General features: G+C 59.7%; 21 protein-coding genes. 13 read left to right on the top strand and 8 right to left on the bottom strand.

Translation table 11 applies throughout. The features are described 5' to 3' along the window. The first annotated feature begins 21 nt into the window (after positions 1–21). The 6 genes from acnA to BGE01nite_RS11630 all read left to right on the top strand — a co-directional run bounded on the left by acnA (position 22) and on the right by BGE01nite_RS11630 (position 7537). On the top strand, positions 22–2913 hold the full coding sequence (gene acnA, locus BGE01nite_RS11655; RefSeq protein WP_146850637.1) for an aconitate hydratase: 2892 nt from the start codon (positions 22–24) through the stop codon (positions 2911–2913). Positions 2914–3053: 140 nt separating this feature from the next. Beyond that, on the top strand, positions 3054–4040 hold the full coding sequence (locus BGE01nite_RS11650) for an AAA family ATPase (RefSeq protein ID WP_146850636.1): 987 nt from the start codon (positions 3054–3056) through the stop codon (positions 4038–4040). Further along, complete coding sequence (locus BGE01nite_RS11645) at positions 4037–4507, top strand: hypothetical protein (protein WP_146850635.1); 471 nt, start codon at positions 4037–4039, stop codon at positions 4505–4507. The genes BGE01nite_RS11650 and BGE01nite_RS11645 overlap by 4 nt, the downstream gene beginning before the upstream one ends. A 9-nt stretch (positions 4508–4516) precedes the next feature. After that, the gene (locus tag BGE01nite_RS11640; protein WP_170266736.1) at positions 4517–4981 is read left to right on the top strand and encodes a PH domain-containing protein; all 465 of its coding nucleotides are present in this window, start codon (positions 4517–4519) and stop codon (positions 4979–4981) included. A 336-nt stretch (positions 4982–5317) separates the two neighbouring features. Further along, complete coding sequence (locus BGE01nite_RS11635; protein WP_146850633.1) at positions 5318–6274, top strand: hypothetical protein; 957 nt, start codon at positions 5318–5320, stop codon at positions 6272–6274. A 294-nt stretch (positions 6275–6568) separates the two neighbouring features. Beyond that, entirely contained in the window at positions 6569–7537 is a 969-nt protein-coding gene (locus BGE01nite_RS11630; RefSeq protein WP_218032966.1) for a carbohydrate kinase family protein, read from the top strand. Position 7538: 1 nt separating this feature from the next. Here the strand turns inward: BGE01nite_RS11630 and BGE01nite_RS11625 are convergent, their stop codons facing one another. From BGE01nite_RS11625 to BGE01nite_RS11615, 3 genes are read right to left on the bottom strand one after another with little or no spacing between them, the layout of a single operon-like run. Beyond that, the gene (locus BGE01nite_RS11625) at positions 7539–8378 is read right to left on the bottom strand and encodes a hypothetical protein (protein WP_146850631.1); all 840 of its coding nucleotides are present in this window, start codon (positions 8376–8378) and stop codon (positions 7539–7541) included. Positions 8379–8415: 37 nt separating this feature from the next. Continuing rightward, a complete protein-coding gene (locus tag BGE01nite_RS11620; protein WP_146850630.1) occupies positions 8416–9306 on the bottom strand; it encodes a hypothetical protein in 891 nt (296 codons plus the stop codon). A gap of 32 nt (positions 9307–9338) precedes the next feature. Then, on the bottom strand, positions 9339–9686 hold the full coding sequence (locus tag BGE01nite_RS11615; RefSeq protein ID WP_146850629.1) for a hypothetical protein: 348 nt from the start codon (positions 9684–9686) through the stop codon (positions 9339–9341). Between the two features lie 161 nt (positions 9687–9847). On the opposite strand from BGE01nite_RS11615, the gene BGE01nite_RS11610 reads away from it, so the two are divergent. From BGE01nite_RS11610 to BGE01nite_RS11580, 7 genes are all read left to right on the top strand, one after another. Continuing rightward, entirely contained in the window at positions 9848–12010 is a 2163-nt protein-coding gene (locus tag BGE01nite_RS11610) for a DUF1549 domain-containing protein (RefSeq protein ID WP_170266735.1), read from the top strand. A 45-nt stretch (positions 12011–12055) separates the two neighbouring features. After that, on the top strand, positions 12056–13345 hold the full coding sequence (locus tag BGE01nite_RS11605; protein WP_146850627.1) for a DUF1501 domain-containing protein: 1290 nt from the start codon (positions 12056–12058) through the stop codon (positions 13343–13345). A 198-nt stretch (positions 13346–13543) separates the two neighbouring features. Then, positions 13544–15019: a sulfatase family protein gene (locus BGE01nite_RS11600; protein WP_146850626.1), complete on the top strand. Its 1476-nt coding sequence runs from the start codon at positions 13544–13546 to the stop codon at positions 15017–15019. A 162-nt stretch (positions 15020–15181) separates the two neighbouring features. Then, positions 15182–16882 carry a hypothetical protein gene (locus tag BGE01nite_RS11595; RefSeq protein WP_146850625.1) on the top strand — a complete coding sequence of 567 codons (1701 nt, stop codon included), beginning with the start codon at positions 15182–15184 and terminating at the stop codon, positions 16880–16882. Beyond that, positions 16879–18843, top strand: a complete 1965-nt coding sequence (locus tag BGE01nite_RS11590; protein WP_146850624.1) for a hypothetical protein — start codon at positions 16879–16881, stop codon at positions 18841–18843. Before BGE01nite_RS11595 ends, BGE01nite_RS11590 begins: the two co-directional genes overlap by 4 nt. Then, on the top strand, positions 18840–19121 hold the full coding sequence (locus tag BGE01nite_RS11585) for a hypothetical protein (protein WP_146850623.1): 282 nt from the start codon (positions 18840–18842) through the stop codon (positions 19119–19121). The genes BGE01nite_RS11590 and BGE01nite_RS11585 overlap by 4 nt, the downstream gene beginning before the upstream one ends. A 16-nt stretch (positions 19122–19137) precedes the next feature. After that, on the top strand, positions 19138–19899 hold the full coding sequence (locus tag BGE01nite_RS11580; protein WP_146850622.1) for a hypothetical protein: 762 nt from the start codon (positions 19138–19140) through the stop codon (positions 19897–19899). A gap of 46 nt (positions 19900–19945) precedes the next feature. On the opposite strand, the gene BGE01nite_RS11575 is transcribed toward BGE01nite_RS11580, so the two are convergent. From BGE01nite_RS11575 to BGE01nite_RS11555, 5 genes are read right to left on the bottom strand one after another with little or no spacing between them, the layout of a single operon-like run. Next, a complete protein-coding gene (locus tag BGE01nite_RS11575) occupies positions 19946–20905 on the bottom strand; it encodes a type II secretion system minor pseudopilin (RefSeq protein WP_146850621.1) in 960 nt (319 codons plus the stop codon). Then, entirely contained in the window at positions 20905–21687 is a 783-nt protein-coding gene (locus tag BGE01nite_RS11570; RefSeq protein ID WP_146850620.1) for a prepilin-type N-terminal cleavage/methylation domain-containing protein, read from the bottom strand. The genes BGE01nite_RS11575 and BGE01nite_RS11570 overlap by 1 nt, the downstream gene beginning before the upstream one ends. 3 nt (positions 21688–21690) lie before the next feature. Further along, positions 21691–22122, bottom strand: a complete 432-nt coding sequence (locus BGE01nite_RS11565; protein ID WP_146850619.1) for a type II secretion system protein — start codon at positions 22120–22122, stop codon at positions 21691–21693. After that, complete coding sequence (locus tag BGE01nite_RS11560; RefSeq protein ID WP_146850618.1) at positions 22119–22583, bottom strand: pilus assembly FimT family protein; 465 nt, start codon at positions 22581–22583, stop codon at positions 22119–22121. Before BGE01nite_RS11560 ends, BGE01nite_RS11565 begins: the two co-directional genes overlap by 4 nt. A 24-nt stretch (positions 22584–22607) precedes the next feature. Further along, positions 22608–23003, bottom strand: a complete 396-nt coding sequence (locus BGE01nite_RS11555; protein ID WP_146850699.1) for a type II secretion system protein GspG — start codon at positions 23001–23003, stop codon at positions 22608–22610. Between the last annotated feature and the right edge of the window lie 2 nt (positions 23004–23005).

Genomic DNA, 23005 nt, shown 5'->3' with positions numbered 1-23005 from the left:
TTTCTCCTGACCACCCCCGCAATGAATACCCCTCAGACCTTCACGACTGGCAACGGCTCCGCCGGCAAGTTTTACTCTCTTCCCGCTCTCGAATCCGCTGGCATCGGCAAAGTTTCCCGCCTGCCTGTTTCGATCCGTATCGTGCTGGAGTCCCTGCTGCGTAATCTGGACGGCAAGAAGGTCACGGACGCTGACGTCAAGAACCTCGCCAACTGGAACGCCAAGTCTCCTGGTGAGTATGAGATCCCGTTCACCGTCGCCCGTATCGTTCTTCAGGACTTCACCGGCGTGCCGCTTCTCGTCGACCTCGCTGCCATGCGCTCGAAGGTGAAGGAGCTCGGCAAGAACCCCAAGATGGTGGAGCCTCTCGTCCCGGTGGACCTTGTGGTCGACCACAGCGTGCAGGTGGACTACGCTGGCACCCAGGATGCGCTGAACCAGAACCTCGCGCTTGAGTTTGAGCGTAACAAAGAACGCTACCAATTCCTCAAGTGGGGTGAGCAGGCTTTCGATACCTTCAAGGTCGTGCCTCCTGGCATCGGCATCGTGCATCAGGTGAACCTCGAATATCTCGCCAAGGGCGTGCTGGAGAAGGATGGCGTGTACTATCCGGATTCACTCGTCGGCACGGACTCCCACACCACCATGATCAACGGCCTCGGCGTTGTTGGCTGGGGCGTGGGCGGCATTGAAGCTGAAGCCGGCATGCTCGGCCAGCCTGTGACCTTCCTTGTGCCAGAAGTCGTCGGCGTGTATCTCAGCGGCTCCCTCAAGGAAGGCGTGACCGCCACCGACCTCGTGCTCGAAGTCACCCAGAAGCTCCGTAAGCTCGGCGTGGTCGGCAAGTTCGTCGAATTCTACGGCCCGGGCGCTGTCAGCCTGCCCGTCACCGACCGTGCCACCATCGCCAACATGGCTCCTGAATATGGTGCCACCATGGGCTTCTTCGGCGTCGATGAGGAAACCATCAACTACCTGCGCGGCACCGGCCGTAGCGAGGAGAACTGCACCACCGTGAAGAACTACTTCCAGGCTCAGGGCCTGTGGGGCATCCCGACGGAGAAGGGCGTGCTCGACTTCACCACCGAGCTCGAGATGGACATCAGCACCGTGGAGCCTTGCGTCTCCGGCCCGAAGCGTCCGCAGGACCGCATCACCGTCAGCGCTCTCAAGCCCACCTGGAACGAGATGCTCACCAAGCCCACCCCTGGCGGCTACGGCAAGCATGCTGAACCCGCTGAGCCTCTCAACCTTCCGCCGTCCCTCGACTCCGTGCCGGACAATGCCGGTTCCGTGGCCGCCGCCTTCGGTGCCCAGGAAGGTGTGGTCACCGAGCCGAGCGATGACCTTGCTTACCCAAGCTACGAAGTCACTGTCGACAGCAAGGCTGGCGTCAAAGACATCATCTCCCATGGCAGCGTGCTCATCGCCGCCATCACGAGCTGCACGAACACTTCCAACCCAAGCGTCATGCTCGCCGCAGGTCTCCTCGCCAAGAAGGCGAACGCCAAAGGGCTGACCGTGAAGCCTTCCGTGAAAACCAGCCTTGGCCCAGGCAGCCGTGTGGTGACAGATTACCTCACCAAGACCGGCCTCCAGCCTGAGCTGGACAAGCTCGGTTTCCAAACAGTTGGTTATGGCTGCACGACCTGTATCGGTAACTCCGGCCCTCTCGATGCTGGCATCGAAGACGTGGTGAAATCCGAAGACATCGTCGCCGCCAGCGTGCTCTCCGGCAATCGTAACTTCGAAGCCCGCGTGCATCAGAGCATCAAGGCAAACTTCCTCATGAGCCCTCCGCTCGTCGTCGCCTATGCCATCGCTGGTACGGTCGATATCGACCTGAGCAAGGACGAGCTTGTCGCTGGCAGCGGCGTCTATCTGAAGGACATCTGGCCGACCCTCAGCGAGGTGCGTGACGCCATGGCTTCCGCGCTTTCTCCTGACGTGTTCCGCAGGCTCTACACGGACTTCGCTTCGCAGAATCCGAAGTGGAATGAGATCAAGGGCAGCGTTGGCGAAGTGTTCGAGTGGGATGGCAAGTCCACCTACATCCAGCATCCGCCGTTCTTCGCAGATTTCAGCATGACTCCTGTTGACATCACCGAGATCAAGGGCGCTCGTCCTCTCGGCATCTTCGGTGACTCCGTCACGACGGACCACATCAGCCCAGCTGGCAACATCAAGAAGGACAGCCCCGCAGGCCGCTTCCTCCTCGACAACCAAGTCACCCAGGCCGACTTCAACAGCTACGGCAGCCGTCGCGGCAATGACCTCGTCATGACCCGCGGCACCTTCGCCAACGTGCGCATCAAGAACCTCATGGTTCCTGGCACCGAAGGCGGCATCACCAAGGTCTACTCCAGCGCCGTCAACACCACCTCCCAGGCTCCACTCATGGCCCACGCTCATGAGTTGCCGAACGGTTCCGTCAGCGGCATCACGCCTAACAACGGAAGCGAAGTCCTGCCGATCTTCGACGCTGCTGAAGCCTACAAGGCCGCAGGCACTCCCACCATCATCCTCGGTGGTGAAGACTACGGCATGGGCTCCAGCCGCGACTGGGCCGCCAAAGGCACCCGTCTTCTCGGCGTGAAGGCCGTGATCACCAAGTCCTTCGAGCGCATTCACCGCAGCAACCTCGTCGGCATGGGCGTCCTGCCTTGCAACTTCAAGAACAAGGCTGACTACGACAAGGTTAAGGACCTCGGCGATGCCACCTACGACCTCCTGGGCCTGTCCAACGACTTCAAGCCCATGAGCGAAGCCACCCTGCGCGTCCACAAGGCCGACGGCACCAGCTTCGACATCCCCGTCGTCGTCCGCATCGACACCCCCGTCGAGATCGACTACTACCGCGCTGGCGGCATCCTCCCCTACGTCCTCGCCCAGATCCTGCGCGCGAATGCCTAACCATCCGTAAAACGAACTTTCCAGTTCGTTTTCATCAACGTCACGCCCCAAGCGGCTCCTCGGCAAACCTCTTGCCGACATGGCCCTTGGGGCGTTACTGTTTCCTCCAACGTTCCCAAACCGTCCACGGCGAGGTCTACATGATTAACAAGCTCTCCATCCGAAACTTCAAATCCATCCGCGAACTCGATCTCGATTGTCGTCGGGTGAATGTTTTCATTGGTGAACCGAATGCGGGGAAGACGAATATTTTGGAAGCACTTGGGATGCGTTCCAAGGGAGTATTAGCTCATTTTCGAGAGGCTTTGCGCGTTTCAGCAGTGGCCGACTTGTTTTGGGATCAAGATATTACAGGGCGTTTGGTGGTCACGTTGAACGAATCCCCTCTTTTTTTGAAGTTTGAAGCCGAGGAGGTGGTTGCCGTCCTGAATCAAGCAGTTGGAAGCGGTCATCAAGCATATCGAATGTCAAAGGAGCTGAACGTGATTCCGGAGACAATCGGTTTGAATGACCAGCGATTTCCAGACATAGTTCGTTACTATCTTTTCAAGAACCTACTCACGTTTGACGCATCCCAGCTTCGTTTTCTAGCTCCTCCCTTTGGCGACAATCTATTTGATTTGCTGTATTCGAGCAAAGAGGCTCGGTCTACAGCTTCTCGATTTTTCCAGAGTTCTGGATTTAAACTCAATGTAGACGTGTCAGAAAGAAGGATTGCTCTCGCGAAGCAGGTCGATGATTTTCTCATTTCATTACCTTATCATTCATGCTCGGAGACATTGCGCCGCATGGTGTTTTATTCCTTGGCGTTAGACACCAGCAGTGAACATGTGCTGGTATTCGACGAGCCCGAAGCCCACTCCTTCCCGCCTTACACCAAAACTCTCGCCGAGCGCATCGCACTCGATGATCGTGGCAACCAGTTTTTCCTGACGACGCACAGTCCCTACATGCTGGATTCGCTCCTCTCCAAGACTCCAGCGAATGACCTTAGTGTCATCCTCTGTCGCATGGAGAACTTCGAGACCAAGACTTATCCGCTCGATCAGGAGCAGATCGACCAGATCAAAGAGTGGAGCATGGATGCGTTCTTCAATTTCGACCGGCTCCTGCCTGAAGTGAAATGATTCACCTCGAATGCGACAACGATGAAGCTTTGATGCTGGCGTTGGGGAAGCCCATTCGCCAGATCCTTCATCACTCGGGCAAGGGGCGAGTGTCCAAAGGTCTCTCCAACTCCATTCGAGCTGAGGACTTTGGTTTAATTGATCAGGATCCTGGACAGCCAAATCCACCTTATCTGCGCGAATACAGAGTCGTGGAGAGGAACGCGAGTCTCGGCCTTGTGCTCTTCAAACATCCAAGCGAGGGCAAGCATCTGATTGAGATTCAGCCAGATCTTGAACCTTGGCTCTACCGAATTGGACCAGTGGTAGGTATCAAGCCCACGGATCATCGCCTTCCCGAGAAGCACACCGGTCTTCATCAAGAAGCCAAAAAACATCGCCAGCATCTCATCGCCTACCTGCAAGCCTGCCGCAAAGCGGGAAGTCTCCACCTAGCTAAGCTGGCCGAATGGCTTCAACTCCCCTAACAAATGGACATGAGCGCCTCCACCGTTTTCCCCATGATTCCTGCGGCCAGCAAATCGCTCTGGTTCTTCGCCATCATCGGCCTTGTGCTGCTCGGGGCACTCCTGCTGATGGGTTGGCTGGCCTGGTCCATGCAGCATGCGCGCTTTACGGTTTCCAGTGAAGGCCTGCGGGTTCAGGGGGATCTCTACAGCAGGACCATTCCGCTCAAGTCGCTCGTGCTCGATCAAGCGACGGTCACCAACCTCAACACGGACAAGGATCATCAGCCGAAGTGGCGCACCATGGGCACCGGATTGCCCGGTTATTCAGCCGGTTGGTTCAAGCTGCGCAATGGACAAAAAGGCCTGCTTTATGTCACGGACCGGACTCGGGTCGCACGAATCCCAACGACCGAGGGTTACACGGTCCTCCTGAGTGTGGAGGATCCCCAGGCTTTGATCTCTGCCCTGCAAGCACAGCGTTCTCCTCTCTAGTTTGCGAAAACCCGCCGTGAGTGACAATCCCCTTACAACGTCATCACCATCGCCTGACGCATTCATGTCCAGATGTGGCAGAATGCACCCAGGTAACGGAAGCGCCTCGCGGCCCCCTTCCTGCCAAAAATTTCTTCGTGGTGATCCTCCTGGCTGTTGGTAACCTTCGAAACAAGATCAGGGCGGACCGAGTGGTCCGCCCTGACTGTTTTTATGGTGGGAGTGATTGAATGAAAACCCTCACGAAAATCAGCCCCTTCCAGGAAAAGTGGATTGACCTTAGAGGCCCATTCCCGCTAAAGAATTATTTCTGATAATTTCCCTCCCATTTCCCCCATGAGCGAATCCGAAAATCTGCCAACGCCACCGCCTCCGAGCACGCCGAAGACTTCTGCCGTCCCGCTCAAGAAGGAAACGGTCCGCATCACTCTGCGCTCCCGTCCCGGTGAAGGTGCTGTGCAGCCTCGCGAAGCCACGTCTCCGGTGAATCCCGTCACCTCCAGCGTGCCCGTCCCCACGTCCAACGTGCTGCCGGCTCCTTCCGTGACGCCGAAGAAGGCCACGGCTCCGATCCAGCTTCCTTCCGCTCCGCTGCCACCTCCGGCTCCGAAGTCCGCTTCCTCCCCGGTGAAGCTGCCACCACCCGTGGCCCCTTCCGCTCCTCCGGCCCCGAGCGCGCCCATGCCGCCCCCAGCCCGCCCAGGTGCTCCGCCACCTCCGGCTGCCACGGTGCCCATGGCACCCCCATCCCCTCCTTCCGCCCCGCGTCCTCCAGGTGCTCCGACCGCTCCAGGCGCTCCGAAGGTCGAGACCGGCGCTGCCACCAGCCAGATCGCCAAGACTGTGCCTCTGAAGCCCATGCCCGCAGCTCCCCGCACTCCGGGAGCTCCTGGCTCTGGCACCGGCCCCATGGTCAGCGCTCCTGGCGGGGCTCCCGCCGCAGGTGGTCTGCCCAAGGCGACCGTCAAGCTTCAGCAGACGCAGCCCATGGCTCGTCCCAGCATCTCCGCTCCTCCGAGCGCTCCGGTGAAGCGCACTGCTGGCCAGGACTCCGAGCAGTTCTACAACGAGGAGAAGGATCCCGAGGAAGGTTTGGTACCTCTCTCCGTGGTCTGCCTGCTCCTCTCCGCCGTGCTTCTGGCCGTCCAGATGTTCGGCAGCGACCGAGTTTCCTCCAGCGAAGCCTCTCCAATCATGGTTCCGTCCGCCAGCCCGGCCAAGTGGGAGCGCCTGAACGAAGATCACTCCTGGAGCAATGACTTCGGCAAATATCTGCCTCAGGTTCCCCAGTGATTCTGGTGACTGATTGAAACCCTTGTCTTCACCTTTCCTCTAATAGCCGACCCCCATGCCTATCGCCCTTCTGGTTTTCGTCCTCGCTGTTGCCGCCCTGGCTCTGAACTTCCTCGCCAAAAGCGGCGGGGCTGGTTTCTAAGCACCTCCGGCTCTTCGCGTCCGCTCTCCGTCTTGGTGACGAGATGAGAGAACCTCAATCTGTGATCTGCCTGCTGTCTTCCCGATGGCAGGCAGTTTGCTTTTCAGGCATGACGGTAATGCCGACGCCAGGGATTCCCAAGAGACATGGGCATGTTGCATGCCTGCTTCGATCTCGAGCCACCCTTCACCACACCTCATCTCATGGCGGGAAATGACATGAGTGCCAGCTTCCTGTGGGATGTCATCGGTGTCGGCGCCGCCACCTTGGATGATCTCTGGCTTGTCCCAGATTTCCAGGCCACTGAAGGGGTTCACCAAGCCCTGGATCATGTCACCATGGGTGGAGGGCCTGTCGCCACAGCACTCGTCGTTCTGGCCTGGCTGGGCAGCAAAACAGCCCTTGTGGATATCTGTGGGGACGATGTGGCAGGCTTTGCGGTCACGGAGGAATTGGATCGGCTCGGTGTCCACACGGCTTGGGTGCAGCGCTCTCCCGCAGCCACCACCACCCAGGCGGTGGTGCTCGTTCGTGAGCCCGATGGCGCTCGGCAGATCACCTTTCTGCCATGTTCCGCAGGCGAGCCCGTTCTGACGGAAGAACTTGTTCAAGGCCTGCAGTCCGCCCGTCTTCTGCACCTCAATGGCCGGCATGAGAACCTGGCGCGTGAGGCCGTTCATCTCATGCAGGCGGTCGGAGGTGTCATCTCATGGGATGGCGGCGCGGGGAGATACCGTGATTCCATTCGTGAGCTTGTGGAGGCCAGTCATCTGCGCATTGTCTCCCGTGAGTTCGCTGAACGATACACCGGCCTCAAGGATTTGAAGGCGGTGATGCATGCCCTCATGGCGGCTCCCGCCAGACTCGTTGTCATCACGGATGGCATTCGCGGCAGCTATGGCTGGACCGGGGCAGGGGAGATCATCCACCAGCCCGCCCATCCCGTCTCCAGGGTTGTGGACACCACAGGCTGCGGAGACGTTTACCACGGAGCTTTCCTGCACGGCTGGCTGTCCGGCTGGGATCTGTCTCGCTGCATGGAGTTTGCCTCAAGACTGGCCGCTCAAAACGCGTCAGGCCTTGGCGGCAGGTTCGTATGCCACCCGCAACCGGGATCGTGAGCTACGGGCTTCTCGCCGAACCAGGGATCGGTCCGTCCGCACCCACCTTGAGCCAGCCTTGGCCGGGGATGTAGGCGCGTCCAATGGAAGTCCGCTCCACGTTCTTCCAGAGAGCAGGATCACCTTCCACTTTGATGCGGTTGGGATCACGAGGCGGCGGCAGGGCCTTCTTCTTTTTCTGATCGTTGGTCAGGATGGTCGAGTTCATGCCCAGGCGTGTCAGCGAATCACTGGCCGAGGTGTCAATCCTGGTGGCTGTGGGGCGGGAATAGATAGTGTTGCCTGAAGAACCGCTGCTGCTGGTGCTCTCGACGACTGACGGGCTGATTGCCACGCCTTCGGGCTGATAGCCAAAGCGCAGCCGGTCCAGCAAGGTGGACGGCAGGATGGTGGTGGGGACCTTGGACACCCCTTCCGAGTGTTGAAAGACAGTGATCTCAGGATCGATGGATTGGATGCTCGCCTGTTTCAGGGTCGTGCCAGTGGCCAGAGTCACCTCGGCCATCACCCGGCCCAGCAGGTCCCCACGGGCCCGCTCGATGCTGCCCAGAAAGACCTTCGCCACATCCACGCGCTGCTGCTTGAGCACCGCGATTTCATCTCTCAGCTTCTGGTTCTGCTGTTCGATGATGCCTGCTGCGGAGATCTGGGCGGATGCCTCTTTGCGTGCCACGATCCAGGCCTGGCCATGCTTGATGCCATCCTCCACCGCAGACAATTGCTGCCGGGCGAGTTCCACATTCTTGTGCGCCTCGTCGATGTCCATCGTGTAGGTCCAAAAACTGGTCCCGACAATGATGGCGAGCAGGCAGAGGCCGTAGGCAAAGATTTTTCCGTCCATGGGGGGAGTGGGGAAGAGATGTGAACGTGCGAGCGGATTAGAAACCCGTGCGCGTGTTCGTGTTCACGTTATTCATGTTCGGCATCTCCGACCTCTTTTTGACTTTGGAAACGGCATCCGAAGGCTTGGTTGGCATGCCCGTCGTGCTGCTGCTCAGAGATGGTGGAGCGATGTTGCCACCCGCTCCTGTTCTTTCCCAGCCTTTGCCTGGAGTGTAAACACGGCCCAAAGACTCTCGCTGCCCGGTCACCGGCGTGGTGGCAGGAGCTGCTGCAGGCTGGCTTGCCACGACAGGTGTTTCCGAAGGTTCAGGTGTCTGGGGCACGTTCATTCCTGCACGTGCCAGCCGGTCGCTCACCGAAGTGGAGAGGCTTGAGCTGCTGCCGGTGGCACGCGGTGTGCTGCTGGAGCTGGGCTCACCGCCTCCAGGCGTGAAGCCATAACGCAGGCGATCTTGAAAATCTGCAGGAAGACTCGCTGTCGGGACTTTGGAAACCCCTTCAGAATGTTGGAAGACGGTGATCTCCTGGTCCAGGGACTGGATCTTGGCATTCCGGAGTTTTACACCGGTTGTCAGGGTGATCTCGGCCAGCACTTTGCCGTTCATTTCATTGCGGGCGCGTTCGATCGACGACACGAAGACCTTGGAAACGTCTTTGCGTTTCTCCTGCAGTTGCTTGATCTCCGTCTTGATCTGCTCGTTGTCACCTTCGATGACCTTGGCGGCTGCCATCAGAGCGGCAGCCTCTTTGCGCGCTTCCAGCCATCCCTTGGTGGATTTGACACTGTCTTCCACCGTATTGACCTGGGAGCGGGCCAGCAGCATATCTTTTTCGGCTTCGTCGATGCCCATGGTATAGCGCCAGAATCCAGTTCCAGCGATGATGGCAAACAGGCAGAAGCCATAGACGATGATCTTAGCATCCATAGAGGCGTGATTTGAGAGAGAGGAGAGAGCTTTTACTGAAGGTGTCTGGCGCGGTACTCATCGAGCTCCCTTTGCAGGAGTTCGATGTCCTTGGCGGCATGATCTTTCTCTGCGGTGAGGCTCACGGTTTCCTCACGCAGCTGTTTGATGCGCGCGCGCAGCTGATCCATCTGAGCCTGCTGCGGGTAGTTGTAGTGGCCGAGGTTGCCGATCGCGGCAGACTCCGCCTGCAAAGACTTCAGCAGGGCATTTTGTTCGTTCGCGGCACTTTGCACCTGTGCGGCTTCAGCTTCGAGCTGGGCTTTCTTGCCGCAACTGGAGAGAGCAGCCGGGAGAAGGAGGACTGCACACAGGGCAAAGGGCTTTGAAATCGAATTCATTGGGACAGCATCTTATGTATAAGAACACGGGCAAATACGCAAGCATCATTCCTGCCATACAACGTATTTACTTTGAGGAACTTGGGGGACACCCGGGAATAAAAAGTCGCAACTTCATCGTCGCGTTGCCGTTACAGCCGCAACCACCCCGCTTTGAGTCTATGAAAACAAGTATCTCAGGTCTCCTGCTGCTCTCCCTCACTCTCTCCCTGGGAGCTGCCGAGACACCTCCGATCGCTTCCTCGACTCCTCTGCTGGCACCCGATGGCAATGCCAACTTCCGCACCTGGACGAACACCACCGGGAAGAAGGTGGAGGCCTCCTTCCGTGGCATCGAGAGCGGGAACATCTTCCTGCAGACACGGGATGGTTATGTCTACCGTCTCGCCCTGGACACGCTGATTCCCGAGGATCAAAAACTGGCTCAAAGCCTCAAGCCTGAAGGCCTGGGCATCCCCAAAGATCCCGGTCTGGCCCAGGCGGCCGCCATCATCGACAAAGGGGTGCTCATGGGACTGACCAAGGCCGGGCAGAAACCGAACCCGCTGGCCAGTGATGAGCAGTTCATCCGCCGTGTCTACCTCGACCTCGCCGGCCGCATCCCGACTCGTGAGGAGGCCCTCGCCTTCATCAATGACACCAGCTCCTCGAAGCGTGCCTCAGTCATCGACACCCTCATCAATGATGATGGCTTCACCTCACGCATGTACAACTACATGAGTGACATGCTGCGCGTCACGGATGATGCGCAGAAATCCAAGTTCTTCACTTACCAGGAATGGCTGAAGCAGCAGATCGCGGACAACCGCCCATGGAATCTTGTGGTGCGTGAGATGATGACCGCTGACGGCAAGCTGCTGGAGAATGGTGCCACCGGTTATCTGCTGCGGGATCGCGGCATGCGGCTGGACAATCTCAGCCTCACGCTCAGCACCTTCCTCGGTGCCAATGTGGCCTGCGCCCAGTGTCATGATCATCCCTTTGCAGACTGGACCCAGCGCCAGTTCTACGAGATGGCTGCCTTCTTCGGCGCCTCAGACACTTACAATAACCGCAAGGGCGGCGGCGCTCTTGGCATGAACCTGCGCAACCTGCGTGAGGAGCTCGGCCAGCAGGCCTTTGCCCAGGCCCGCAGGCTCATGTATGCGAACCAGCTCAAGATCGCAGACGGCGAAAAGAACGACACGACTCTGCCAGATGACTACAAGTATGTGAAGGACGGCAAACCGGGTGATGCCGTGGCGCCCAAGCTGATCTCCTGGACGAAGGAGGATCATCGCCTCCGCTGCTATCAGAACGTGGAGAGTGCCCTCAAGAAGGCGGATGACGACAGCCACCTGCGCGAGGTGTTTGCAGACTGGATGACCAGCCCGGACAATCCGCGCTTCGCCATGACCATCTCGAACCGTCTCTGGAAGCTCGCCTTTGGTGTCGGCATCAAAGAACCTGTCACGGATCTCGATGATCCCAATGCCAGCAGCAATCCAGCGCTGATCCATCATCTGGCCAACGAGATGGTGCGCCTGAAGTTTGATCTCCGCGCCTTCATGCGCCTGCTGTGCAACACACAGACCTATCAGCGCGAGGCCGTGACCGCCGAGCTCGCCATGGGCCAGCCCTTCTACTTCCCTGGTCCCATCCTCCGCCGCATGACCGCAGAGCAGGCCTGGGATTCCTGCGTCACCCTCGCCATTGGAGACAAGGTGGACCACTTCAAGATGAAACGTGCGGATACTTATGCGCAGGTCATGAACCTCGGCAGCGCGGAGCTTTCCATGGAAGTCCTCAAGGAGAAGCTGGATGCCATGCAGAACATGCGGCAGAGCTCCATGTTTGGAGATGCCCCCAAAGGCAAGGGCGCCAAGAAGAAGGGCAAGCGCGCCGCCATGATGCGTGAGGCCAGCGCAACCAATAATGAGGAAGAAGACTACAGCAAACCGCAGATGATGGGCGGTCTCGTGCTTGCCCGTGCCAGCGAGCTTCGCCAGCCGGAACGCGAAGATCATTTCCTCCGCATGTTCGGCCAGAGTGACCGCCAGATCGCTGACAGCAACAGTGAGGAGGGCAGCGTCCCCCAGGTGCTCATGCTCATGAATGGTGAGGCGCAGGAGGTGCTCAGCAGCCGCCAGGCCATGGCCGTCTCCGCCGCAGAAAAGCAGGAGAGCGCGCAGGGGCAGGTGGAGTCTCTCTACCTCAGCTTCTTCAGCCGTAAGCCGACTGCCGAGGAGCTCAAGTCCATTTACGAGGACATCAACAACGGCCTCAAGCCCGGCGACCTCGCCTGGGTGCTCTTCAATTCCCGCGAGTTCGTTTTCGTGCAGTGATCCTCCCTGTTTTGGCTAACCATTAATACGATCAAATTTGCAGCCATGAATGCTTCTTTCCTCGCCCAGAATCCCATGTCACGCCGCGCCTTCGCTGAGCAGCTTGCGAAAGCCTCCCTCGGCGTGACCTTGCTGCCACATCTGGTTCCGGCGGCGGAAACCGCGCCCGCCGTGGATCCGAAAACGCTGCCCGGCTTTGGCAGGGCCAAGAACGTCATCTGGCTGCAGATGATCGGCGGCATGTCCCATATTGACACCTTTGATCCCAAGACCGGTGACAGCAAGGGCGCGCGAGATGCCATCCAGACCAAGGCTGGTTATCAGCTTGGGGGCTACCTTCCCACCCTGGCCAAGGATCACTCGGACAAGATGGCCATCATCCGCAGCATGACCTCGAAGACCGGTGTGCATGCCTCGGGCCAGTACCTCATGCGCACTGGCTATGAGCAGCGCGGCACCATCAAGCATCCCGTCCTCGGTGCCTGGGCCCAGGAGATCCTCGGCAAGAGCAGCAAGACCCTGCCTTCCTCCGTCTGCGTGAACCGTGGTCCTGAGCATGGCAATGGCTTCTTCTCCGCCGCCTTCAGCCCGCTGCCCATTCATGATCCGGAGGCTGGCCTGCAGTACTCCCAGTTCGCTGCGGGACAAGAGGTGATGACCAAGCGCCTGGCCCTCCTGAACAAGGTGGATGCTGGTTTCCGCTCCAAGTTCCAGGACACGAACTTGAAGGCCTACAGTGACTTCTATGACGACACCTTGAAACTGCTCAGCAGCGAGGACTTGAATGCCTTCAAGCTCACCGACGAGAAGTCAGACGAGCGCGAGAAGTATGGCATGAACAAATTCGGCCAGGGCTGCATGCTGGCCCGCCGTCTGGTCGAGCGCGGCGTGCGCTTCATTGAGGTCACCCAGGGCGGCTGGGACATGCACAATGATGTGGATGACGGCATGGAAGAGAACGGCACCATCATCGACACCGCCATCTCCGCTCTTCTCAGTGATCTGAAGTCTCGCGGATTGCTTGAAAATACCATGGTGGTCCTGTGCTCGGAGTTCGGCCGTGGTCCGAAGATCAACAGCCGCAATGGCCGCGACCATCATCCGAAAGTCTTCTCCACCATGCTGGCAGGCGGTCCCGTCAAAGGCGGCACCATCTACGGCAGCAGTGACAAGGAAGGCTCCTCCGTCGCCGACAAGCAGACCACCATCCAAGACTTCCACAGCACCGTCGGTCACGCCATGGGCATGGACGTGAACCAGATCGTCATGTCCCCCAGCAACCGCCCCTTCACCGTCGGTGACAAGGGCGAGGTCATCAAAGACGTGCTGGCCTAACCGAATTTGAAAAGATGGTTCCTTTCGTTTTGGGCGACTTGCTCCCATTGGGAATGCGGGTGACGTCCGGAGCTGCGCCGTACCATCCCAGTCCAATGGGGTGGTGCCCCGATCCACCTGCCGACATGGCATCTCAAATGATTGGTATCGTGATTTTGACGATAACCCAGGAGCATCTTCAGCGTTCACGCACACTCCATGAAGAAGCTCCTCCTCACCCTCGGCCTGCTGACCGTCAGCACCCTGCTCGGCGCGGCCACGCCTAACGTATTGTTCATCATCGCGGACGACGCCTCGCGGAGCTTCGGTGAAGCCTACGGCTGCACCTGGGCCAAGACCCCCAACATTGACCGCCTCGCCAAGCAAGGGCTCGTCTTCGAAAATGCCTACACCCCCACCTCGAAGTGTGCTCCTTCACGCGCCGCCATCCTTACCGGGCGCAATCCATGGCAGCTTGAGGAGGCCGCGAACCACCAGCCTTACTTCCCCTCCAAGTTCATGGCCTTCACCGAGGTGCTGGTGAAGGCCGGCATCCCCGTCGCCAGCCAGGGAAAAACCTGGGGTCCTGGTGATGCCAGGCTCGCGGACGGCACCCCTCGCACCTTTGGTTTCGCCAGCACAGGTGGCAAAGGCAAGGGCGGTCCTCCCGGGGAAGCCTTCACGGCTTTCCTGAAGAAAAAGGAACCCGGCAAACCCTTCCTCTACTGGTTCGGCAGCGCCAACCCCCACCGCCCCTACAAGCTCGACTCGGGTCTCGCCGCCGGCAAGAAACCTGCTGACGTGACCCATGTGCCTGCCTACTGGCCGGACAACGACACGGTGCGTCGTGACATGCTCGACTACGCCGTCGAGATCGAGGCTTATGATGCCGAGGTCGGCCAGCTCATCGATGCTCTCGATGCGAGCGGCGAAAGCAAAAACACCTTGGTGATTGTCACCTCGGATCACGGCATGCCTTTCCCCCGCGTGAAGGGCCACACCTATGAGGAGGCTCACCACATTCCTCTGGTTGCTCGCTGGCCGGAAGGCATCGCCAATCCAGGTCGCCGTGTGCCAGACCTCGTCAGCTTCATCGATCTCTCGCCGACCTTCCTGGAGCTCTTTGCCATTGACGGCCCTGGCGCGGGCATGTCTCCCATCACCGGCCGCAGTTTCGCGGATCTGCTTGGCGGAGAACCCAAAGTTGCGCGTGATTTCCTCATCATCGGTCGCGAGCGCAATGACGTGCTGACTCGCCCCGGCTCGCCCGCAGGCCTCGGTTATCCCGCGCGCGGCATCCGTGAGGGCACCATGCTCTACATCCACAACTTCGCTCCGGACCGCTGGCCTTGTGGCGATCCCGGCACCGGCTTTAAAGACACCGATGACAGCCCCACCAAGGCTCTCGCGGATTCTCTCGGTGAGTCCTCACCCTTCTGGCAGTATGCCTTCGGCAAGCGTCCGCAGGAGCAGCTCTTCGATGTCAGCAAAGACCCCGACTGCGTGACCAATCTCGCAACGGATCCCGCCCAGGCTGCCCGCATGCAGTCCATGCGTGAAAAACTCATGGCCGAGCTCAAGCGCCAGAATGACCCCCGCGTCCTCGGTCAGGGAGATGTCTTCGACCAATACCTATCCCCCCGCACCAAGACCGCCGACAAGCCCAAGAAGAAAAAGGGCGATCCCGTGCCTTGAGTCACTCTGTCGACTGCCTCCTTGCCAGAACCGGGCGTCTTGGGCATCTTGGCACCCATGCTGAATGCGCGTCTTTTGATCTTCCTGAGCCTCGGAGTGGCATTGTTCGAGGGCTTGTCCCCGGCTCAGGAGCCGTTGATAACCGGGAAGATCAAATGGGACATGGATGCCAAAAGAAAGCCGGTCATTCCCGAGCTGGGATTGACCTCCGTGCTGGACATCGATGTCTCTTATGAGATTGCCGAGGCCGAGCCAGGGCATGTTCCGAAGCCGAAACCTCCAGAGACCGGGGTGAAGAAGTTCGGGAGCAAGTCACAGACGAAAACGATGTTCCGCGATGCCGAGAAGCGGCTCGTCTACGAGTTGACCAGAAGCATGATCTGGTTCCCCCTCGAAAAGAAAGGCCTGCGGATGCTGGATGAGATCAGCCGCAAGGGCTTGTCAGGTGACCTGCAGTTCACCATCAGATACAAGACCAAGTTTGACCCGAAGTCTGGCATCAAAGCCAGACAACTCAGCACTCCCGCTGGCGACAAAGGCGCGCTGGCCCTGGCATTGGTGCCGGGTGATCAAAGCAAGCTTTCAACCGTCTTCCTGATGGGTGGGCTTGATGATGGCTGGTCGCGGAAGATCGATGCCGGTGAGGACTATGTGGAGTGGTCTTACACAGGACGGCTTCAGGAGAACGAGGAGATCTATCTTTTGCATAGTGTCGCCTTCTGCAAGGACGCTGATCCCAAGGACCTGCAGGACACTTTCGATATGCTCATTGTCAACGGCATGCCTTTCGATCCGAGTCTGTCGGACAGGGTGCGTAACAACCTGGTCAACTTTCCTGTCACCATCAAAGCACAGGATGCGCCGGAGCCGCCGGAAGAACCTGTGGCTGAAGCAAAACTTGTTTGGCTGGACCGCGTTCTTGAACTCCTGAAACTGAACAGGAGTGACGACAAGGACCTCCTTCAATTGGAAGGCGGCGAAAGCGTGCAGGGAAGCTTTCACGGTACTACGATGAAGCTCGGTGATCAGGAGTTCAAACAGGAAGACATCGCTGCCATCCTCGGAGAGCAGGGGACACGTGAGTCGAGGGTGTTCCTGCGGGATGGCCGTGTGTGGCGTGGTCGTTTGGAATGGCAGGGCGCCCGGTTTGAAAGCGAGTCACTGGGCACCATTGTGCTGAAGGCAGATGCACCCGGGCGCATCATTCTTCGTCGGGGCAAGAGCGATGGAGTCATCACTCCGAAGCCTCTCGCATGGATGGCAGAAAGCCGTGATGGACAGGTGATTCCTGTGACGGAACTGCCCAAGGGGCTGCTCAACCTCCGCTGGCTCGGCGGGGCGAAATCACTGCCATGGCCGGAAGTGGTCAGCATTCGTGCTCTGCCACCGCCAGCTTTGGAGTCTGAGATCGCCATGGCGAATGGCACCCGCTGGCGTGGCTGGATCGAGAGTGCTGCCTCTTCTGGCATGATCGGCAGCTATTGGGCCAGGGATATGCCTGCCCTGGTGCGGCTTTTCGGAGATGCCCCCGTCCAGCCTGGAGTTCCAAACCAGCCTTCAGTGGTTCTTCAAGATGGCTCCATTTTTGTGGGCGAGTCTGCGACGGAGAAACTTTCCTGGCGCAGGTTCGCCGATGACATTGAGGTCAAGATGGCCGATGTGGCCTCTGTCAAGCGCCTGCCAAGTCGTGATGATGAGGCGGCCCCTGCCTTTGAGTTGCGCATGAAAAACGGCACCAAGCTTGTCGGCTCTCCGCTGGAGGGTTCGCTAGCGTGGAGGCAGGGTCCAGAGGTCTTGCGCATCGTCTGGTCATGGATTCAGAGCATTCAAATCACTCCTCAGGAGGCCGCGAAAAAGTCATGATACGGTTCCTCTCATTTTCTCTGCTGCTCACAGTGTCACTCGTGTTTCCCGCCAGGGCCCAGCAGCCTGCCCTGGTGCCTTACAGCCCGTCCATCATCACCGATGACAAAGGCCACGAATGGTACATCGAGCACAACGGGGCGCTGCAGCGGAACAGCAACGGCCCCTCCATGATCGGGAACTGCATGATCATGCAGTTTGGCGGCCAGCAGTTCTATCCTCAGCAGCCGATGATGTCTCCGGACGGCAAGGAGCTCTCCATGACCTCCCAGCAACCGCTTGGAGGACTGAGCGTCACCCGCCGCATCACCATCATGGAGAAGGAAGGTGTGCTGAGATATGTCGACGAGTTCCTGAACTCCACGAAACGCGATCTGACCGTGACCATCGACATGCGCCACGGTTTGAGCAATACTGCTCGCGAGATCACCAGCAATGCCGGACGTCCGCTGAAGGACTCCCTCGAAGCCGAGGAATTTGGCGTGCTCGCCCTGCCCCAGGAAAGCGAGGGGAATCCTCCGTCGCTGTTCTTCTCCGTCCGTGCTCCGAAGTCAGCCTCGCCACTGAAGCTTCGCATCCAGAACAAGTATCAGATATCCATCCTCCACACGCTCACGATTCCCGCGGGCCAGACTCAGACACTCATTCATGCTGTGTCGCAGATCGAGATCCCGGCCAAGGCCACGCCGGAGGACATCACCAAGGCCTGCGCACCTCTGGCCCTGAGCCGGCTCACCAAAGGCCTATCCAAAAGTGTGATCAAGATGGCGGCGAACCTTGGCCCTGCCACCGGCGGCTTCGGCCTGGCGGACTGGCTTCCGCAGCAGTACTGGGGACTTGCGCCGGCAAACTCGGACCAGCTTGCTCTCGGGAAGGACTCGCTCCTCAAAGGCAGGAGTGTCCTGACCCGTCTCGGCATGGTTCGTGAGGCCGGGCAGGCCTTTGCGAATCTGGAGAGCGCTGCCGCCATCGCCGGACCGGGCTTCACGGGTGATCAGAGCGGCTGGATCTGGCTGCGTGATGGCCAGCGCTGGCGGGGTGTTTTGGAGACACCCGAGCTGAAGTTCATCCTGAACAGCGGCGCCGAGCTTCCCGTGACCAAACTGGACAGGCTGGTGCTCGCCAAAGGCCAGCAGCCACCTGAACCGCTGGCGCATACCATGCTGGAACTCTGGTCCGGCGAGCGCATCGCCATCGAGCCGCAGGGGGATCTGCAGGCCAGCACACTCTGGGGCCGCCTCACGGTCCCGTGGTCAGAAGTCATCGTCTGGCAGAAGGCGGAGGCACAGGCTCTGGGCGGCCTGCTCTGTCTGCGCGATGGCACCCGCGTGCGTGCCCTGCCACAGGCTGGCAAGGTGAAGCTCAAGACCAAAAGCCTCGGCGAGCAGGAGATCGATCTCGCGGACATGCGCCGCCTGATCACACCCCTGGTCACGACGGTGAGTGATGAGGACTCAGAGCCTGCCACCAGCTTCCTCGAACTCGCGGGCGAGCAGCGCGTGGTGGCACGGGTGACCGCCGCCACTCTCACCTTGCTGACAGAGGGCGGACCTCTTTCACTTTCACCGGGCAGCATCCGCGAACTCCGTGACGTGAGTGAGGGTGAAGGCACCGCCGTGCGTGTTTTTGAGGCTGATCTTTGGGGCGGGGGCATCGTCAAAGGCACGCTCGAAAACAGCCGCCTGCATGTCGAGGGGCGCGGCTTGAACTGGGACATCCAGGCCCGGCAGATCCTGCGCATGAGCAATCCCGTGCCCGTGACCGATCACACTCTGATGCGCCGCATCGGCCAGCTCATCCAGGATCTGGGGAACGAGCAGTGGAAGACCCGCGAGGCCGCTTCCAATGCTCTGCGTGAGCTTGGCCCCCTGGCGCGCGCCAGCCTGCAGGAGGCCTTGAAATCTGCCACAGATGCGGAAGTGGTTCGCAGACTGGAAGAACTGATGCAAGATCCCGAATGAGCGACGACGAACACCCCCCTGAGGAACAACCCATCGAAAGAAACTTTGGCACCCAGCCCCTGGATGCCCTGATGTCCGAGCACTGCCTGGGCAATCATGACATCGTCGGTGCCTGTGACGAGCCTCTCACGCACAAGGCCGTGCAGCGCGCCCGCAAAGGCCGCCGTCTGACCAAGCACATGCAGCGCCGCATCGCCGCAGCCCTGAACAAAGCGGTGGCGCAGCAGGGAAAGACGATGGAACGGGAATGGCAGGTCAGTGACCTGTTCACCTACTGATCTCTCTTCCCGCCGCATGTCTGATTCCCCTCCAGTCGCTCCAGGCCGCTTCATCCGTTACGCCCTCGTCTTCCTGCCGCTGGGCTTGATCATCACCAGCATCATCTCGTTCGGCATCTGGTGGACCAAGAAGCAGAGCGTGGAGGAGCGCTCCTATGCCTACGCCACCGCTCTCCGGAGTGAGATGACTTTGCCGTCTCTGGAGCGCTACACCGGCATCCTGCGTGAGGTCATGCAGCCCCAGGGACTGGAGCGCCTGTCCGCCGTGGCCAGTTTCATCGACTCCTCCATGAGCGCGGAGAACATGGGCTACGCGCCGAAGCGTGATCGTTTCTTTGATGGCGGCCTTGAGCAGTCGAATGTCTACGTGGAGCTCACCGGCAAGCAGCGCCCCTATGAAGTGCGCCTGATCCTCGTGCCTTATGGCGCGCAGGGCAGGGGAGATGTGGAGATCCAGGCACTCGCCGGCATGATGTCCCTCGGTCATGCCCTGGCTGGAGCACGTGGAGACACCACTCTGCGCATGGCGGCTGTGCCTCTCGGAGTGAAGGATCCCAGCGGTCGCAATGCACTCGAGCGCCTCGCTGCCAGCATGCTGGACCGTCAGGAGCGCATCATGCAGGTCACCGTGCTCGGCGGTGTGGACGGGCCTTTGCTCGAGGAAGTCAAAAAGGTCTTCAAGACTTCCCAGACCGGAACCGTGATCGAGTCACTCCCTGCCACGCTGACTCACGAAGAAACGCTGAAGTCGATGACCGGACTGAAGGCTCGTTTCTAATCCTTGTTAGGTGGGGGTTGGTCACGCCCCGGCATTTGGTTCTGCATCATCTCCCGTTCTCGGATTCCGAAGGATTGCTCTCTTGCAGAAACAGAATGGTCGTGGCGCCTTTCCCGATGGCTCCACGGATCACCGCGGCCACCTCCCGCTTCAGATCTCCCACCTGCACCCGCACCACTATGCGCTTGGTCGGACTGGTCACGGAGAGGATGCTGCTGAGCTGCGCCGCCGATGTCGTGGGAATCCCCAGGATGTTGAGCGCCTGCTCCAGGCCGATGCTCCCTTCTGGCGGATCATCCTCCGTGTAGCGAATGCCATCAAACCCAGCGAACTGCTTCTGAAGGTTCTGGGTGCGTCCCATGTCAGCGCCGGTGAAGAGGGAGACGATCTCAGGTTTCGCTTCCGAGATGTCCAGCTGGCCGCTGGCATACACGCTGAACCAGCTGCGCCATTCGGGATAGGCTTTTTCCACCAGTTCCATGCCACGCACCATGCCCATTTCCTCCACAGAACGGAACGGCCGGTTGAAGGGCATGCCGTTGTTTCCATACGCCTTGCTCTCCGCGCCATTGATGTGTTTGAAGTCATCTCCGTCCACCCAGTCGAGCAGGCAGTCGATCACCGCGTCACACTGCGGCAGTGAGAGTCCCCAGTTCCGGAAGATGCGGCGGAAGGTTTCCCGATCCTCGCGCTGAAGCAGCATGTTCGGATTGATCAGGCCGTCCTCGCCGGTCATGTGCACCTCATACCTTTCGTCATCGGAGAACTGCCGGCGCAGCAGCGGCTCGTCCGGCTGCACGTCCGGATTCATCGCGATCGCCAGCGCGGTCTCCGCCAGCATGCGCGAACGGAAGATCTGCCTCTTCGAGGCTGCGGCATCCACGTCCTGCGTGATCAGCAGCGCCGTCGCTGCCACCAGCGTGATCAGCAGCGTCACCACCCACAGCACCGCCAGCAAGGCGGCGCCGGACGTGCTTCGGCTAATGGATGGCGGGCGGAGGATCATCACTGCTGGGGCTGCGGTGTTGGAACTGGACTTGGATTGTTAGGATCGTTGGGCAGCGGACCACCTGGACCCCCAGGTGTACCAGGTCCGCCTGGAGTGCCAGGGCCTCCGGGGCCACCTGGAAGACCCATGCCAGCGGTCGGATTCGGAACCACCGGCGGCAGCCAGAAGACGGAGCGGGATTGAAAACCGTCATCGAGCTGCAGGTTCATCTCCGCCAGCACCGGGCGGCGGGCCTGCTTCCAGTTGTTCTCCCAGCGGTTGGTGGCGGCATCGAAGAACTTCCATTCAAAGCGGCTCACGTTGTCCAGCAGAGGCAGGGTGATCTGATCATTGCTGTAGCGCACCGCCTGATTGCTCCGCACGGCCTGCGTCTGCTTCTGGTCCAGCACCCGCAGCATCACCCGCAGATAGCCGCCGGGCCGCTCCTCGGCGTAGAGATCCACACTCGTGTCTGGAGCCAGGGATCGTCCCGGTGTGAAGGAACTGCCACCGTTCACGAAGTTTAGCGTGGGCACATAGGTACCGCCTTTTTGCTTCACCGTCAGCCGCACCTCCGCCTCGCCGGGCAGCGTGCGGAAGGAGCGTCGCATGAACTCGATGAAGTTCTGCCGGATCGATGAGCGGTCCTGCGCTAGCGAGATGCTGTCCGTCAGTTCCAGCGTCGATTGCGCGATGGAGTACATGCCGCCGATCAGCAGTACGAACATGGACAGCGCCACGATCATCTCTAGCAGGGTGAAGCCTGCCTGCGAGCGCGGAGAGATGAATGTGCGCTTCATGGCTCAGTTGATGGGCAGATAGGCTCCTGCATAGCGCAGCGTCTCGGCGGAAAGCTCTGTGGGACCGCTGCCGTCATTCCAGCGGGCAAAGGCCCGGATGTGAAAGGTGTCCTGCAGAAAGCGGCCTTCCTTGTTCTTGAGGTCTTTGACCTGCTCGATCACCACCCGGTAGGCCACACCGTCAGGACCGGGCTTGATCTCCTCCTCCATGTCCCTCATCTGCGGCATCTTGCCATACTCATCGATGAGGGATTCCAGCCCCTGCTCGACCTCGAGGAGCTTTTGGGAATCCGTGGCCGTGTCGGCGATCTTGTTGATCGTGCCCACCAGGGCCAGCGCGGCGATGGAAAAGACCGCCAGGGCGATCACCACCTCCAGCAGGGTCATGCCCCGCGCTGCTTTGCCTAACCAATGATGCTGGTTTGGAAATCTCATCGTGTGATCCCTCCTGTCAGGGCATTGAACTTCACGTCACGGAAGCCTTCCGCATTCTCAAAGCGCACGGTGATCGGCTCGCAGATGCCCTGCTCGCCAAAGTGCCAAAGCTGGCCCTCGGCCTTGCTCCAGCCCTTGTCACCCCAGCGCTTGAGGAAAACCTTGATCTCCTTGCCGTGGCTGTAGCTGCCCAGGTCACCGCCGCCGCCGCCCAGCACGCCGAAGCTCTCCTTGTCAAAACCGATCGTCATGCCCCGGTGCTGGATCACCGCCGTGTTCAGCGCATGCTTGGACATCTGGCCCAGCGTCTGCGCTGGCTTGTCCAGCGGATCCTCCGCCTCAAAGTAGGCAAAGCTGCCCACGCCCACGCCGATGACGAGCACCATCACGCTCATCACCAGGATCAGCTCGAGCAGCGTGAACGCTGCGCGGGTGCTGCGGGTGATGGAGGTGAGCTTCATGGGCGGTTAGCAAAGGTTCTCGGTTCAGTTGTAGACGTCATCCGGAGTTCCGTCTTTGCCATCTTCGCCGAGCGAATAGATGTCATAGGGTTTGCCGTCTTTTCCAGGACTCTTGTACACGTATTTTCGGTCCCAGGGATCCACGATGCCTGTGGGCTCCATCACAGGCGGCGGCTTCACCAGGACATCAATCGAGGCCGGAAGCCGTTTGGTGTTCAGCTTGTAAAGCTGGACCGCGCTTTTGATGGCGCCAAGCTGAGCCCGGGCAGCAACGTTGCCGGTGGGGGTGGTCACATCTCGAAAGGTCGCCGCGCCGATGCCAATGAGAACTGCAATAATGGTGAGCACCAAAATCATCTCCATGAGTGTGAAAGCACGGCGAAGGCCTGGCCTGGCAAAGGGGTGTGGATGAGTCTTCATCG

It is taken from the genome of Prosthecobacter gellanilyticus (assembly GCF_007992435.1).
Lineage (GTDB): Bacteria > Verrucomicrobiota > Verrucomicrobiia > Verrucomicrobiales > Verrucomicrobiaceae > Prosthecobacter > Prosthecobacter gellanilyticus.
The sequence above is the reverse complement of the archived record's forward strand: the minus strand, read 5'-3'. Positions and strand labels throughout refer to the sequence as shown.

Excerpts from the sequence above, each read along its gene's own strand:
- acnA (WP_146850637.1), top strand. The coding sequence starts at position 22 with ATGAATACCCCTCAGACCTTCACGACTGGCAACGGCTCCGCCGGCAAG.
- BGE01nite_RS11650 (WP_146850636.1), top strand. The coding sequence starts at position 3,054 with ATGATTAACAAGCTCTCCATCCGAAACTTCAAATCCATCCGCGAACTC.
- BGE01nite_RS11645 (WP_146850635.1), top strand. The coding sequence starts at position 4,037 with ATGATTCACCTCGAATGCGACAACGATGAAGCTTTGATGCTGGCGTTG.
- BGE01nite_RS11640 (WP_170266736.1), top strand. The coding sequence starts at position 4,517 with ATGAGCGCCTCCACCGTTTTCCCCATGATTCCTGCGGCCAGCAAATCG.
- BGE01nite_RS11635 (WP_146850633.1), top strand. The coding sequence starts at position 5,318 with ATGAGCGAATCCGAAAATCTGCCAACGCCACCGCCTCCGAGCACGCCG.
- BGE01nite_RS11630 (WP_218032966.1), top strand. The coding sequence starts at position 6,569 with ATGTTGCATGCCTGCTTCGATCTCGAGCCACCCTTCACCACACCTCAT.
- BGE01nite_RS11625 (WP_146850631.1), bottom strand. The coding sequence starts at position 8,378 with ATGGACGGAAAAATCTTTGCCTACGGCCTCTGCCTGCTCGCCATCATT.
- BGE01nite_RS11620 (WP_146850630.1), bottom strand. The coding sequence starts at position 9,306 with ATGGATGCTAAGATCATCGTCTATGGCTTCTGCCTGTTTGCCATCATC.
- BGE01nite_RS11615 (WP_146850629.1), bottom strand. The coding sequence starts at position 9,686 with ATGAATTCGATTTCAAAGCCCTTTGCCCTGTGTGCAGTCCTCCTTCTC.
- BGE01nite_RS11610 (WP_170266735.1), top strand. The coding sequence starts at position 9,848 with ATGAAAACAAGTATCTCAGGTCTCCTGCTGCTCTCCCTCACTCTCTCC.
- BGE01nite_RS11605 (WP_146850627.1), top strand. The coding sequence starts at position 12,056 with ATGAATGCTTCTTTCCTCGCCCAGAATCCCATGTCACGCCGCGCCTTC.
- BGE01nite_RS11600 (WP_146850626.1), top strand. The coding sequence starts at position 13,544 with ATGAAGAAGCTCCTCCTCACCCTCGGCCTGCTGACCGTCAGCACCCTG.
- BGE01nite_RS11595 (WP_146850625.1), top strand. The coding sequence starts at position 15,182 with ATGGATGCCAAAAGAAAGCCGGTCATTCCCGAGCTGGGATTGACCTCC.
- BGE01nite_RS11590 (WP_146850624.1), top strand. The coding sequence starts at position 16,879 with ATGATACGGTTCCTCTCATTTTCTCTGCTGCTCACAGTGTCACTCGTG.
- BGE01nite_RS11585 (WP_146850623.1), top strand. The coding sequence starts at position 18,840 with ATGAGCGACGACGAACACCCCCCTGAGGAACAACCCATCGAAAGAAAC.
- BGE01nite_RS11580 (WP_146850622.1), top strand. The coding sequence starts at position 19,138 with ATGTCTGATTCCCCTCCAGTCGCTCCAGGCCGCTTCATCCGTTACGCC.
- BGE01nite_RS11575 (WP_146850621.1), bottom strand. The coding sequence starts at position 20,905 with ATGATCCTCCGCCCGCCATCCATTAGCCGAAGCACGTCCGGCGCCGCC.
- BGE01nite_RS11570 (WP_146850620.1), bottom strand. The coding sequence starts at position 21,687 with ATGAAGCGCACATTCATCTCTCCGCGCTCGCAGGCAGGCTTCACCCTG.
- BGE01nite_RS11565 (WP_146850619.1), bottom strand. The coding sequence starts at position 22,122 with ATGAGATTTCCAAACCAGCATCATTGGTTAGGCAAAGCAGCGCGGGGC.
- BGE01nite_RS11560 (WP_146850618.1), bottom strand. The coding sequence starts at position 22,583 with ATGAAGCTCACCTCCATCACCCGCAGCACCCGCGCAGCGTTCACGCTG.
- BGE01nite_RS11555 (WP_146850699.1), bottom strand. The coding sequence starts at position 23,003 with ATGAAGACTCATCCACACCCCTTTGCCAGGCCAGGCCTTCGCCGTGCT.